At 70.7% G+C, this 12689-nt stretch carries 11 protein-coding genes and 1 tRNA gene; 8 read left to right on the top strand and 4 right to left on the bottom strand.

What is annotated here, in order from left to right; translation table 11 throughout:
- Window positions 1-114: 114 nt before the first annotated feature.
- On the bottom strand, window positions 115-2940 hold the full coding sequence (locus ACLJQZ_RS00280; RefSeq protein ID WP_410617895.1) for a PQQ-dependent sugar dehydrogenase: 2826 nt from the start codon (window positions 2938-2940) through the stop codon (window positions 115-117).
- Between the two features lie 111 nt (window positions 2941-3051).
- On the bottom strand, window positions 3052-3708 hold the full coding sequence (locus ACLJQZ_RS00275) for a L,D-transpeptidase family protein (protein WP_410617894.1): 657 nt from the start codon (window positions 3706-3708) through the stop codon (window positions 3052-3054).
- A 108-nt stretch (window positions 3709-3816) separates the two neighbouring features.
- On the opposite strand from ACLJQZ_RS00275, the gene ACLJQZ_RS00270 reads away from it, so the two are divergent.
- The gene (locus ACLJQZ_RS00270; protein WP_410617893.1) at window positions 3817-4338 is read left to right on the top strand and encodes a GrpB family protein; all 522 of its coding nucleotides are present in this window, start codon (window positions 3817-3819) and stop codon (window positions 4336-4338) included.
- A gap of 112 nt (window positions 4339-4450) precedes the next feature.
- A complete protein-coding gene (locus ACLJQZ_RS00265) occupies window positions 4451-4960 on the top strand; it encodes a hypothetical protein (RefSeq protein ID WP_410617892.1) in 510 nt (169 codons plus the stop codon).
- Here the strand turns inward: ACLJQZ_RS00265 and ACLJQZ_RS00260 are convergent.
- Both ACLJQZ_RS00260 and ACLJQZ_RS00255 read right to left on the bottom strand, forming a co-directional pair.
- Window positions 4950-5840, bottom strand: coding sequence for a serine/threonine-protein kinase (locus ACLJQZ_RS00260; protein ID WP_410617891.1), 891 nt, complete (start codon window positions 5838-5840; stop codon window positions 4950-4952). The genes ACLJQZ_RS00265 and ACLJQZ_RS00260 overlap by 11 nt on opposite strands.
- 14 nt (window positions 5841-5854) lie before the next feature.
- The gene (locus ACLJQZ_RS00255; protein ID WP_410617890.1) at window positions 5855-7549 is read right to left on the bottom strand and encodes a class I SAM-dependent DNA methyltransferase; all 1695 of its coding nucleotides are present in this window, start codon (window positions 7547-7549) and stop codon (window positions 5855-5857) included.
- A 77-nt stretch (window positions 7550-7626) separates the two neighbouring features.
- On the opposite strand from ACLJQZ_RS00255, the gene ACLJQZ_RS00250 reads away from it, so the two are divergent.
- From ACLJQZ_RS00250 to ACLJQZ_RS00225, 6 genes are all read left to right on the top strand, one after another.
- The gene (locus ACLJQZ_RS00250) at window positions 7627-8370 is read left to right on the top strand and encodes a PP2C family protein-serine/threonine phosphatase (protein ID WP_410617889.1); all 744 of its coding nucleotides are present in this window, start codon (window positions 7627-7629) and stop codon (window positions 8368-8370) included.
- 58 nt (window positions 8371-8428) lie between these two features.
- Window positions 8429-8513 (top strand) — tRNA-Ser (locus tag ACLJQZ_RS00245).
- A gap of 491 nt (window positions 8514-9004) precedes the next feature.
- Window positions 9005-9265 carry a hypothetical protein gene (locus ACLJQZ_RS00240; protein WP_247058976.1) on the top strand — a complete coding sequence of 87 codons (261 nt, stop codon included), beginning with the start codon at window positions 9005-9007 and terminating at the stop codon, window positions 9263-9265.
- A gap of 4 nt (window positions 9266-9269) precedes the next feature.
- Window positions 9270-9515, top strand: a complete 246-nt coding sequence (locus ACLJQZ_RS00235; RefSeq protein ID WP_247058978.1) for a hypothetical protein — start codon at window positions 9270-9272, stop codon at window positions 9513-9515.
- Window positions 9516-9550: 35 nt separating this feature from the next.
- Window positions 9551-12277: an FtsK/SpoIIIE domain-containing protein gene (locus ACLJQZ_RS00230; RefSeq protein WP_410617888.1), complete on the top strand. Its 2727-nt coding sequence runs from the start codon at window positions 9551-9553 to the stop codon at window positions 12275-12277.
- The gene (locus tag ACLJQZ_RS00225) at window positions 12277-12684 is read left to right on the top strand and encodes a hypothetical protein (RefSeq protein WP_410617887.1); all 408 of its coding nucleotides are present in this window, start codon (window positions 12277-12279) and stop codon (window positions 12682-12684) included. Before ACLJQZ_RS00230 ends, ACLJQZ_RS00225 begins: the two co-directional genes overlap by 1 nt.
- Window positions 12685-12689: the final 5 nt, after the last annotated feature.

The following is a 12689-nucleotide window of genomic DNA, read 5'->3' as shown; positions in this document are numbered from 1 at the left end:
GCCGGACATCCGCGGTACCGCCGGCCGGGCAGGGGCCACGAAAGGTTGAGTGAAACGACGAGGGCCGCCCCCGGAGAATTCCGGAGACGGCCCGCGTCGTGCTTCAGTTGCCGGTCACCAGGGGCGGTCGACCGCCCCGCCGGCGAGCGTGAACGTGATGTAGCCGCCTTCGAAGTCGCTGCGGTACACCCCGTTCACCACGTACTCGTCCGTCTTCGGGTAGTGCAGGTAGGAGTTCTCCCACCCGAGCGCCGCCCAGCGCTTGCGGATCTCGCCCTTCACCGCGTGCGCACCCGTCGCCACCGTGTAGTAGATCGAGTGGCCGAGGCTGAAGTGGTTGTACCGGCCGCGGCCGTCCGGCGTGCCGAGCTCGTCGGTCGTCGGGTAGCCGAGGCCGCGCTCGTAGTCGAGCGCCGCGAACTTCTTGCGGATCTCCCCGTAGAGGGCGTGCGCGCCGGTGTTGACCGTGTAGTAGATCGAACCGATGTTCCCGCCGTTGAGGAAGTGGTTGTACCGGCCGACACCGTCCGGAGTGGACAGTTCGTCGGTCGTCGGGTAGCCGATGCCGCGTTCCCAGCCCAGCACCTGCCACTTGTCGCGGATCAAGCCCTTGATCAGGTGTGCCCCGGTGGCCGGGGTGGAGTAGATCGAGGACCAGGCCGTGAAGTGGTTGTACGTGCCGACGCCGTCCGGCGCGACCGTGGTGTCGTTCTCCGGGGCCCCGAGCGCGTTGACGCCCCCGAGCGCGAGGTACTTGGCCAGGATCGGCGCGGTGACGTACTTCGCACCGGTCGCCGCGCTCCAGTAGAGGTTGCCGTTGGCGTAGGCCCGGTAGTGGACCGCGCCGTCGGTGACCTCGGCGGCGGCCGGCGCCCCGAGCTTGGTCCGCAACGCCGCGTCGGCGTTGTAGCGCTGGTCGATCGGGGTGTCGTAGTTCGCCGTCAGCGTCATGTCGCTCGTGCCGACCGTGACGACCCACGTGGTGGTCGTGGGCCCGCCCTGCCAGCCGGTGAACTTCGAGACGCCGTCGACGCCCAGTGCCGGGGCCTCGACGTCGAAGGACGCGCCTTCGGCGACCAGCGCCGTGGTGACGCCGCCCTCGACCGGGATGCTCAGCGCCGCGGGCTGCGTGCTGACCAGGGTGATCCGGTGCTCACGCGGCCGGGCCACGTAGGTCTGGGACGCCTTGACGCCGGCGCTGTCGGTCACCGTCGCGGTGAACTCCATCCGGGAGTCCGGGTGGTCGGTGAACGGCTGCGCGAAGCTCGCCCCCGTCCCGCCGACGCCCGGGTGCGCGTGGCACGTCGCCTCGCTCGGGCAGTGGCGCACCGTGGACGTCCAGGTGATCGGCAGTGAGCCGTCCTCGGCGTCCGTCGCGGTGCCGCTCAGGCCGACCTGCTGGCCCACCGCGAACGTCGCGGTGTCGCCCGGCGTGGTCAGGGTGAGCTGCGGGCTGTGGTTGCCCGGCGCGACCGCGACGGTGGTCGTCCCGGTCGCCCCCAGCGGGTCCCGGACCGTCAGCGTCGCGGTGAACGCGTCGGTGCCCGCCGCGTAGGTGTGGTTCACCTGGGGACCGGCGTCGAGCGCGGTCGTGCCGTCGCCGAAGTCCCAGTCGTACTTCAGCGGGTCGTTGTCGTAGTCGACCGACGTCGAGCCGTCGAAGGAAACCGTCCGCGTGTCCGGGTTGGTGGTCGACGTCGCGGCCGCGATCGGCACGGTGTTGCCGGAGGTGTAGGTCAGCCGCCGGATCTTGCCGCTGAGGATGTCGGCGAACACGATGTCGCCGTTCGGCGCGGGGGCGAACTTGACCGGGCCGCCGACGCCGGTGAAGACGGGCGGTGTTTCCGGCGCCTGCGTGAGCTTGCCCTGGTCGTCGTAGCGCAGGGTCCAGATCTTCTGCGTCGCGTAGTCGCCGAAGAAGTAGGAACCGCGGTAGGCCGCCGGGTAGCTGGAGCCGTTGTAGAGGATCCCGCCGCTGACGCTGTTGCCGTTGTTGATCCCGTCACCGTGCTGGTACTCGGTGATCGGCGGCTGGTTCACCACCGCGGCGCAGTCGGCGAGGCCGGTGAACCCGGGCGTGGGGTGGTTGCCTTCCCAGCACGGCCAGCCCTGGTTGGCGCCGCGCTGGACGACGTCGATCTCTTCGTAGCTGTTCCAGCCGACGTCCCCGGCGACCGGCAGGCCGAGGTTCGGATCGATGCTGAACCGGAACGGGTTGCGGAGGCCGCGCGCGAAGACCTTGCTCGCGGTCGACGCCGGGTTCGCCGCGTCGTAGTACGGGTTGCTCGGGACGCCCTTGCCGTCCGCGGTCAGGTGCAGAATTTTGCCGTAGGGCTGGTTGACGTCCTGCGCGCGCAGCGAACCCGGGTCCGCCTGCGTGAAGTCGCCGTTGTCGCCGATCGACAGCCAGAGCGTGCCGTCCGCCGGCGCGAGCACGGTGTTGATGGCGTGGACGTTGTGGATGCCCGGCGTCTCGAAGACGACCTGCTCGCCGGTCAGCCCGGACGGCGTCCCCGTGCCGTCGAGCGTGACGGTGAACCGCGAGAGCCGCATGACGAAGCCGGTCCCGCTGTCGATCGAGCGCGTCAGGTAGATGTTGTGCGTGGTCGCGTAGTCCGGCGCCACGGCGATGCCCACCAGGCCGAGGTCACCGATCGTGCGAACGGTCAGGTTGGTGACGGTTTTCGGCGCGCCACCCGTCGCCGAGACCCATCGCACGCCGCCGCTCTTCCCGATGGCGAGCATCGAGTTGTCCGGCAGGTAAGCGAAGTCGGTCAGTTCCCCCACACCGAGTCCGGTGTCCGTGTCCCGCAGGACGAATCCCTGCGGGAGTGCGGCCGCCGCCGTGGCCACCCCAGTGGTCACGGCCGGCAGCAATGCCCCCGTCAGCACGACCGCCACGAGAGCGTGGCGTAGTGCTCGAAGTTTTCCCAAGGCCATTTGGCCCCCCTTCCCAAGCGATTTCTTATCGCCTGAACAGGGGGGCCAGTTGCACTCTTACGAGTGAAGTTACTCTACCGTGATCTACTGTCCGTATCGATTGATGGCGCGTTACGGAACAACCTGCACGACGTCGCCGACGTGCAGCGTGTTGAAGTACTTCAGCGACGAGCTCGCCGACAGGTGGATGCAGCCGTGCGAGTACACCGACAGGCTGCCGGTGTGGAACGCGTCACCCGGGTAGAAGAAGACCGAGTTCGGCATCGGCGCGTTGTCGAACTCCTTCGACAGGTGCACCTTCTCCTTCGACAGCACGTGGAACGTGCCGGTCGGCGTCGCGTAGCCCTTGCGGCCCGGCAGCATCGAGACCGGCCCGTAGACGACCTTGCCGCCCTGCAGGATCCAGGTCTTGTGCGCCGAGAGGTCGACGCAGGCGGCCGTGCCCGCGGCCGCCGCGGCGGCCGCGCACGGCACGCTCGGGTCGGCGGCGGGCTTCGGGGCCGGCTTGGGCTTCGGCTTCGGCTTGGGGGTCGTGCTGGTCGGCGCGGGCTTGGTCGTCGACGGTGCTGGAGTCGGCGTCGCGCTGGCCGACGTGGTGGGCGGAGCCGTGGACGTGCTCGCGGACGTCGTCGGCGCTCCGCCGCCGGCGCCCGCCGCGACGGCCCCGCCGCCGGCGTTCGGCTCGCCCGCACCGGACGACCCGCCCGAGCACGCGGTCAGCACCAACGCCGTGGCCAGCGCGGCCGCTCCCGCCAGAAGCCTCTTCACGATCCCGTACCCCCAGAAAGACTCGATCTCCGTCGGACACCCCTAAAGACGGGAGTCCCCCGCCAGAGGTTCGTCCACGAAGGTCACGATTGGGTAGATGATGACCCGATGGTGATCGTTTCTTCCTACGACCAGGCGTGGCCGCAGCGCTTCGCCGAGGCCCGCGCCGAGCTCCTCGCCGTCGCGGGCGACCGGTTCTCCCAGGTCGAGCACGTCGGCAGCACATCGGTACCCGGCCTCGCGGCCAAGCCCATCATCGACATCGCCGCGCTCGCGCCCGATCTCGACGCCGTCCCGCCCGACCTGTTCGACGGCCTCGGCTACCGCGCCGAGGACTTCGGCGCCCCGGGACGGCTGCTGTTCGTCCGGCGCACCGGCGACGTCCGCACGCACCACCTGCACGTCTTCCCGCCGACGAACTGGGAGCACAACAAGGAGCGTGTCATGGCCGCCCACCTGCGGAAGTACCCGGAAGCCGCGCGCCGGTACGGCGAGCTGAAGCAGAAGCTGGCCGCGTCCGGGATGACCGGAGACGCCTACACGCGGGCGAAGACCGACCTCATCCAGGAACTGTCCGACGCGGCCCGCGCCGAGCGCGGCCTGCCGCCCGAGCCGGTCTGGGAGGAGTAGCGCGTCAACCCGGGGGTTGAGGCCGGGTTCCACCCGGGACCGATCCGCACGCCGACGTAATGAGGCGGCCGGACACCGAAGCTGGAAGCACCTTCGAAACCGGGAGCCTCCGATGTCCAGCATCGTCACCGTCCTGCTCTACGTCGCCGTCGCCGGCCTCGTCCTCTACCGGGTCGTCTACAAGCAGCTCCGCGGCACGCTGCTCGACCGCAAGTCGCTGGTGACGCTGCCGCTGATCCTCGTTCTGGTGGGCGGTTACCTGACGCTGAAGGCGCTCCCCGGTGCGTCGGCCGCCGAGCTCGGCTTCCTCGGCGCCGACCTGGTCCTGCTCGCCGGGCTCGGCGTGCTCCGCAGCACCACGACGACGCTGACCGCGCGCGAGGGCACGACGTTCCAGAAGGGCTCGGCCGTCACCCTCGTCCTCTGGGTGCTGACCATCGGCGTCCGGATCGGACTGGTCGCGCTGGCCACCGTGCTCGGGGTCGCGGGCCCGCTGTCGTCGGCGTCGGTCGCGCTCACCGTCGGCGTCAGCATCGCGGTGCAGAACGCGACGACCTACCGCCGCATCCAGCTCGCCGGCCTGCCGCTGGCCGATCGCGGCGCGGCGGCGCTCAGCCGGTGACGCGGCCCAGCATCCGCGCGTACATCCGGCCCGGGCTGGCCACCGACGGCGGCGCCAGGAACCCCGGCAGCGGCGGCAGCCCGGTGACGAACGGCCCGAGCCGGTCGTACAGCACCGCCGCGCCGGCCGGCCGGTCTTCGGAATCCTTCGCCAGCATCTCGGCGAGCAACGCGTTGAGGTGCTGGGGAATCCCCGCGACCGGTGGCGGCAGCTCCTTGACCTGCCGCTCGAAGACCGCGTACGCGGTGGGACCGTCGAAGAGCCGTTGCCCGGTGAGCATCTCGTGGAGCACGCAGCCGAGCGCGTAGAGATCACTGCGCGGTTCGGCGCCCCCGCGCTGGATCTGCTCGGGCGCCATGTACGACGGCGTACCCAGCAGCTGCCCGGCCCGCGTGAACTGCGCGGCGTCGGCTTCGCGCAGCACCGCGAGGCCGAAGTCCATCACCTTCACCCCACCGTCCGGGCCGAGCATCAGGTTGGACGGCTTGAGGTCGCGGTGGCACACCGCGAGCGCGTGGGCGGCGGTCAGCACCGCGCAGGCCTGCGCCGCGATCGCCGCGGCCCACGGCACCGGCAGCGGCCCGTGCTCGGCGAGCAGATCGGCGATCGTCACGCCCTCGACGAACTGCATGACCTGGAACAACCGGTCGTCGTGCGTGCCGTAGTCGTACAGCGCCGGGACGCCGGGGTGGTCGAGCGTCGCCAGAATCCGTGCTTCGCGGGCGAAGCGGGCTTCGAGCTCTTCGTCACGGCCAGGGAGTCTGAGCAGCTTGATCGCGACGCGCCGGCCCAGCCTGCGGTCGTGCCCGCCGTGCACCGCGCCCATCCCGCCGCGGCCGAGCGGCAGTTCGTCGAGCTCGTAGCGGTCGGCGATCAGCATCCGTTCCCCTTCGGCTAGCCGCCCCCGGGACGGAGCCGTCCTTCGACGAGTCCGGCAAAGCCTAGCCGGACCAGCTCACGGCCCGTTTCGGCCGCCTCGCGCAGAACGTCGTCGAACTCGGCGAGTTGCTGGAAGACCAGGCCGTACCGGTACTGGACGTCGAGCGGGCACCGCGGGATCCGCACGCGCCTGCTGTCGATCCGGGTCGACGCCGAGGTGGCCGGGAGGTCGGCGGCGCGCAGGCAGCCGGCGAGGAAGTCCGCGTCCAGCCGCTCCGGGTCGACGCGGTAGACGGTCAGCCCGGCCCCGACCGGCTGTGACGGTCCACTGTGGACGTACGCGGTGCCGGTCACCGACGCGACGACGTCCCCCGCCTCCGCGACCGGTGGCTCGGCGTCCGCCCGCGCGGCGTGCCGGACCTCGACGACGCCGGCCTTCACCAGCTCGCCGATGGTCGTGAACGTCTGCTCGACGTCCGCCGTCTCGAGCGGCGGCAGGTGCGGCGCCAGCTCGTCGAACCGCTCCCGTACGGCCTGGAACGCCTGCCCCGGGTCCTCGTCCCGGGCCCGCCACCGGGCGGGTGAGAGGTCGACGTCGTCGTCGAGCAGGTCGATGATCCGGACGCCGGATTCCGGCCGGGCCAGGAACTCCAGCCAGTCGAACTCCACTGTGGACAGATCGTCGCCCGCTTCGCCGAGCAGCACGGTGGACGGCGGTCGTTCGCCGGCCACCGGCCGCCGCAGCAGCCAGAGGTCCGGGCCCACCGACGTCAGCGTGACCACCGCGCGGACCGCGCCCGCGCGCAGGAGGTTGCCGCGGATGCGCTTCCCGCTGCGCCGCCCGGCCGCCGCACCCGGCATCAGGATCGCCACCGTGCCACCGGGTTCGACGTGCGCCAAGCAGTGCTGCACCCAGGCGAGCTCGGGCTCGCCGCGTGGCGGCAGGCCGTACTCCCAGCGCGCGTCGCCGACCAGTTCGTCGTGGCCCCAGGCGCGTTCGTTGAACGGCGGGTCGCACAACACGGCTTCGGCGGTCCGGCCGGCGAAGGCGTCTTCGCGCAGCGCGTCGACCGCGTGGACGTCGGCCTCGACGCCGCGCAACCGCAGCCGCAGCGACGCGATCGACGCCGTCATCGGGTCACTGTCCTGCCCCAGCACGGTCTTCGCGCCGCTCGCGAGGGCGAGCGCGCCGAAGCCGCACGCCGGGTCGAGGACGGCCGACACCGGCCCGACGAGCCGGGCCATCAGCTCGGCGACCGGCTCCGGCGTCGTCGACAGCCGCCGCGAGTGCGCCTCGAAGTACCGGCGGCACAACAATTCGAACGCGTCGACGGGCCCGGTCCGGTGGGTCATCTCGCTGAGCAGCGTGAGCAGTTCGGCGTCAGCGAGCTTGTGGTCGAAGGTGTCGAAGATCCCGGCCTGGAAAGCGAAGAAGACGCCCGCGCGGTTCACGCGCTCGGCGAGGTCGAGGTCGTCACCGAGGGCGCGCAGGCGCTGCCAGGCGCGTTCCGCCGCGGACAGCTCGAACTTCTTGCCGCGGGCGTGGAACCAGCCGGCGACGTCGGACAGGCCGAACAGCGGGCTCGACGCCGTGCCGCCGACCGGCTGCGGGAAGTCGGGGTACCGGCGGCGCCAGTTGCTCACCGCGGCCCGGCCGACCCCGCCGAGGCGCGCGATGTCTGCCGCGCTGACCGTGGCGTCGTCGTCCATGGCGAGGACTCTATCGGAGGATGGTCCGTTCAGCCGTCTTGCTTGTGAACTCAGTCAACCAATGCTTTCATGGGAGCATGACACACGATCGGTACGTCCTGCGGTACGCCGCGGGGTCGGACGTCGGCAGGCGGCGCCGGATCAACGAGGACTCGATGTACGCGAGTTCCCGCCTGCTCGCCGTCGCCGACGGCATCGGCGGTCAGCCGCACGGCGAAGTGGCCAGCGCGACCGCCGTCGACGTGCTGCGCGAGCTCGACGTCGACCTGCGCCGGATCGACCTCACGACCATCGATCTGATCCCGACGCTGACGGGTGTCGTCAAGTCGATCGACGAGCGGCTGACCGAGGTCGCGTCGCGGGAGCCCACCACGGAAGGCATGGGCACCACCCTCACCGCACTGCTCTTCGACGGCGTCACGTTCGCCGCGGCCCACATCGGCGACTCCCGCGGCTACCTCCTGCGTGACGGCGACCTGCGCCGCCTGACCCGCGACCACACGCTCGTCCAGGCCCTGGTCGAAGACGGCCGCGTCGCCGCCGAAGACGCCGACTCCCACCCGCGGCGCTCCCTGCTGATGCGCGCCCTGCAGACATCGGGCTCGAGCGAGGCGGACGTCTGGACGTTCACCGCGAAGCCGGGCGACCGTTATCTGCTCTGCTCGGACGGCCTCAGCGGCCCGGTCAGCGAACCCACGTTGCGCGACACCCTCGCGGACGTCACGGACGCCGCGGAACTGGTCGCGGAGCTGATCCGCCTGGCCAACGAAGCGGGCGGCCCCGACAACATCACGTGCGTGGTCGCCGACATCGCACCCTGACTGCGCCGGCCTGACCCGCCTTCGCAGGCACGGAAGGGCGTCCGGTATCGTCTCCTGCGGAGGATTGGCCGAGCGGCCTAAGGCGCACGCTTGGAAAGCGTGTTGGGTTCACGCCCTCGCAGGTTCGAATCCTGTATCCTCCGCACTTGATCAGGCGAGACGCCGGGCAGCCTTCACGGGCCGCTCGGCGTTTCGTCGTTTGCGGGCCCGGAATCGCACCGGCCCAGCCCGCGTTCGGCCAGCAGGCCTAACGTGAGACGTCTTCAAAAACGAACTGAAGTTTTCTGCGCGGTAGCGGGGAGTTACGAGCAGGGCTGATCGAAGCGTGTCGATCAGCGCGCGATAGTCTTCGGGCCACCTCGACCGCCCCCGTTCAGAGAGGCCCGAAGTGGCACGAAAATCGCTCTGACCTGGGGTAGTGCAGGCCACCGACGCCAGTGTGCGGCATTCGTGCCGGGATGACCCCCGCACGCACCGTGATCGGCCAGGCCCCGGACGTTCCTGCGTCCGGGGCCTTGCTGATTCCGGACCCGCGATCACTGGGCATCATCTGATGATCACGGTGCGTCGCTGGATCTGTTTCAATAGAAATCCGTCCCCGCAAGACCAACCAGACTCGAGGAGTAGAGGCCCGATGGCCGGAGTCGAAGAGATCCGCGCTGGCATCGCGCTCGCCAACGAAAAGGCGTCCGCAGGCATCGCCGCCCTCCAGCAAGCAGCGCAGTCTCTCGAAGAAGCCCAGCAGTCGCTCTCGCAGGCGACGCAGGGAAGCAGCCAGCACGAAGTGAGCCAGGCCCACGGCCTGCTGGCCCAGGCGCTGCACGACATCAGCGGTATGCAGAGCACCATCCAGGCCAGCATTTCGTCCGCCGACTCGTACTCGGCGCGTCTCTAGCCGGATGACACTCGCCGAACTTCACCAGCTGCTCACCGCCGTCGTGGCCGGGCTCGCCGACGCGCGCGCCCAAACCGAGCGGGCCACAAGCCTGCTCGGGGAAGCCCGGCAAGCGCTGGTGGACGCCCAGGCCAAGGCCGATCCCTGGCTCCCTTCGCAGTACGCGCAGGCCGGCGAGGGGCTGGATCAGCTCCTCGGCCGCCTGGCCTCCGCCGAGGATCTGGTGAGCGGATACCGATCGCGCCTGTAATCCTTTCCGGGACACCTTTTTTCTTGGGGACGCCGATGGCCAACAAGTCAGCCGAGCAACGCAACCGCGTCGAGACCGCACTCGACCGGGTCCGCCACCAGATCGGGCTGGTGCTGGGCGCGGCGGCCGGAGCCCGTCAAGCGGCCGAAGCCGACCTGGCCAAACTCGAGCTGGAGCGCGACATCGTCCGCGTCGGCATGAACCACGCCAGCACCGAGCAGCAGAACGACTGGTCCCGCCACCCCGCCGCGCACGAGGTCTTCGGCGCGCTCGGCGCGATCCGCAGCACCCACTACACGGACTGGAGCCAAGGCCCCGCGACCCTGCGCGAAGTGGTGGCGCAGAACGCACCCGGCCCGGCCGGGCTGCCGGCGGGCGAGTGGCTCGGCCGCGTCGGCCACAACGCCGGCATCACCGCGCCCGGGCTGTGGCGCGTCGGTTCCGCCACGGCCGCCGGCGGTGACCCCACCCGCGCGTTCGACGTCGCGGTCCCGCTGCTCGACGAGTCGCACCTGGCGATCACGTCGGCGCCCAAGACCCGGCCCACGATCGACGGCATCGTCCAGAACCTGCTGATCCGCGTGCTTTCGACGTTCGAACCCGGCGCGGTGCGCGTGCACCTGTGGGACATCGGGCAGCTGACCGCGATCCTGCCGGACCTCTACCCGCTGAGCCGCACCAGCGCGCTCTCGCTGTACGACCCGGGCCGGCTGGAGGACCTCCTCGACGAGCTGGCCGGGCACATCCGCCGCATCCACGCCACCGGCATGCAGGCGGGCCACACGTCGTTGCGGGAACTGCGGAAGGCGCAGCAGCAGCGGATCGAGCCGTTCCGCATCGCCGTGCTGTACGGCAACGGCGAAACCCTCGAACCGGAACGCGCGCGCGACCTCAAGCGCGTCGCGAGCGGGGCGCTGGCCGCGGGGATCTGCCTGATCATGATCGACGTGCCGACGGTGGTCAGCGCGTCGGTCGAGACGCTGAGCCTGACCGACGACCGGCACGCGATCAGCAGCATGACCGGCACCGACCTGCTCGTCGACCTCGATCCGCCGATGCCGTCCGGCCAGGTCATCCGCGCGGCGGGCAAGATCGCGGACGCGCTGATCGCCAAGCAGGGCGGGCCGCGGTCGTTCGAAGACCTGCTCCCGCCCGAGCTCGGGCACCACAGCTCCGCGCGTGAACTCCGGGCCCCGGTCGGGTTCTTCGAAGGCGAACCGGTCGAGGTCGTGATCGGCGACGCGAGCCCGCACGCGCTGATCGGCGGGCCGTCCGGGTCCGGCAAGACGAACTTCCTGTACGCGCTGCTCGGCAGCCTCTCGGCGCGGTACACCCCGGACGAGCTGGCGTTGTACCTGCTGGACTTCAAGGAAGGCGTCTCGTTCGCCGGGCTGGCGCCGGGGCGCAAGGACGCGAGCTGGCTGCCGCACGCGCGGCTCGTCGGCGTCAACGTCAACACCGACCGCGAGTTCGGCCTGGCCCTGCTGCGTTTCCTCACCGACGAGCTGCGAAGGCGTTCGTCGGCGGCTAAGGAGCACGAAGTCACCAACCTCGCCGACCTGCGCGAAGCCGACCCCGGCGGGCACTGGCCGCGGATCGTCGCGGTAATCGACGAGTTCCAGTACCTGTTCGCCGGGCGCGACCAGGTCACCGCGACGGCGACGCAGCTGCTCGAGGACATCGCCCGCCGCGGCCGGTCGCAGGGCATCCACATGGTGCTGGCCAGCCAGGACGTCGCCGGCATCGAGGCGTTCTGGGGCAAGCCGGCGGTGTTCGAGCAGTGCACGCTGCGGATCGCGATGCCGAAGGCGCGCCGCGTGCTGGCCGAGACGAACAACGCGGCGGTGTCGGCGCCGAAGTGGCACGCGGTGATCAACCACGACTCCGGCATCGCGCACGGCAACCAGCTGTCCCACGTCCCGGACGCGAGCAGCAAGAACGTGTTCGTCCGGTTGCAGCACCGGTTGTGGGAGGAGTACCAGGGCCGGTTCCCGCGCCCGCGCTTGTTCGACGGAGCGCATTCACCGGTGCTGGAACGGTTCCCGGCGTTCCTCGACCTCAAGCCAACGTCCAAGCCGCGGGCGCTGCTGGGCCAGTCGATCGACGTCACCGAGGCGGCGTGCGGCGTCGAGCTGCCCCGGGCGCCGGGCCGCAACGTCGCGGTGCTCGGGTCCGCCACCGCCGAGGCGCTGTCCATCATGGACTCCGCGGCGCGGTCGCTGTCCCGGCAGTACGAACCCGGCGAAGTCGAGTTCATCTTGAGCTGCCCGATCGAAGCGTGCGCCTCGGCCGCACTTGAGCTGACCGAGCACCTGCGCGCCGACGGCCACGCGGCGACCCTCGTCGACGACCTCACGGGCGTGCTCGAGTCGATGACGGGCTCGATGTCCGGCGGCGCGAAGATCATGCTGCTGTACGGCGTCGACGCGGCCCTGCCGACGCTCGAGGCGAAAGCGGTCGGGCAGCTGAAGAGCGGCCTCGACCACCTGCGCGTGATCCTGAAACAAGGACCGAGCCACGGTATCCACACGATCGGCTGGTGGCGCAGCATCGCCCGGCTCAAGGACACCCTGGGGTTCGCCGGCACCGACGACATCGGCGCGTGGGCGGCCCTGGACGTCCAGGGCAACGAGCTCGCGCCGTTCGCCGCGGGACAGGTCGTGCACTGGTCGCCGCGCCCGGGCCGGGCGTTGTTCTTCGACCGCACCACGCACGGTGCCCCCGAAGTGATCATCCCGTTCCAGCGTCCGGAGAACGCGTAATGACCGACGACGGCGCCACCGCGGCCATGCGGTACAAGGAAATCATCGCTCTGTCCCGGGGCTCGGCGGAGAACCTCCGCGCCTGGGAGCTTCAGCGCGCGGAGTCGATCGAAGCGGAGATCGAGGAAGCGTCGAACGCGATCGCCGTCGCGACCGAACGCGAGGAACGTGCGGCCGAGCGCGCGACGCGCTGGTGGAAGATGGCGCTGCACAACATCCAGGGCCTCACGTGGCTCCCCCCGGGCGACCACCCCCGCCCGGTCCCGACCGCCCGCGCGGCCTACCTCGAGCGGTACCTCGAGGAGGTCAAGCCGAGCTACCAGGAACTGGTGCAGGCGGTCCTGAGTCTGGGGTGGCGAGCCAAGCGCGCGGCGGCGAAGCGGGGAGAACAGCCGCCGCCGGTTTAGCCGTT

Source organism: Amycolatopsis sp. cmx-8-4, assembly GCF_046548675.1.
GTDB lineage: Bacteria > Actinomycetota > Actinomycetes > Mycobacteriales > Pseudonocardiaceae > Amycolatopsis.
This window is presented reverse-complemented; position numbering and strand designations above follow the sequence as displayed.

What these genes read in the sequence shown, in the direction of transcription:
- ACLJQZ_RS00280 (WP_410617895.1), bottom strand. Translation starts at nt 2,940, where the DNA reads ATGGCCTTGGGAAAACTTCGAGCACTACGCCACGCTCTCGTGGCGGTC.
- ACLJQZ_RS00270 (WP_410617893.1), top strand. Translation starts at nt 3,817, where the DNA reads ATGGTGATCGTTTCTTCCTACGACCAGGCGTGGCCGCAGCGCTTCGCC.
- ACLJQZ_RS00265 (WP_410617892.1), top strand. Translation starts at nt 4,451, where the DNA reads ATGTCCAGCATCGTCACCGTCCTGCTCTACGTCGCCGTCGCCGGCCTC.
- ACLJQZ_RS00260 (WP_410617891.1), bottom strand. Translation starts at nt 5,840, where the DNA reads ATGCTGATCGCCGACCGCTACGAGCTCGACGAACTGCCGCTCGGCCGC.
- ACLJQZ_RS00255 (WP_410617890.1), bottom strand. Translation starts at nt 7,549, where the DNA reads ATGGACGACGACGCCACGGTCAGCGCGGCAGACATCGCGCGCCTCGGC.
- ACLJQZ_RS00250 (WP_410617889.1), top strand. Translation starts at nt 7,627, where the DNA reads ATGACACACGATCGGTACGTCCTGCGGTACGCCGCGGGGTCGGACGTC.
- ACLJQZ_RS00240 (WP_247058976.1), top strand. Translation starts at nt 9,005, where the DNA reads ATGGCCGGAGTCGAAGAGATCCGCGCTGGCATCGCGCTCGCCAACGAA.
- ACLJQZ_RS00235 (WP_247058978.1), top strand. Translation starts at nt 9,270, where the DNA reads ATGACACTCGCCGAACTTCACCAGCTGCTCACCGCCGTCGTGGCCGGG.
- ACLJQZ_RS00230 (WP_410617888.1), top strand. Translation starts at nt 9,551, where the DNA reads ATGGCCAACAAGTCAGCCGAGCAACGCAACCGCGTCGAGACCGCACTC.
- ACLJQZ_RS00225 (WP_410617887.1), top strand. Translation starts at nt 12,277, where the DNA reads ATGACCGACGACGGCGCCACCGCGGCCATGCGGTACAAGGAAATCATC.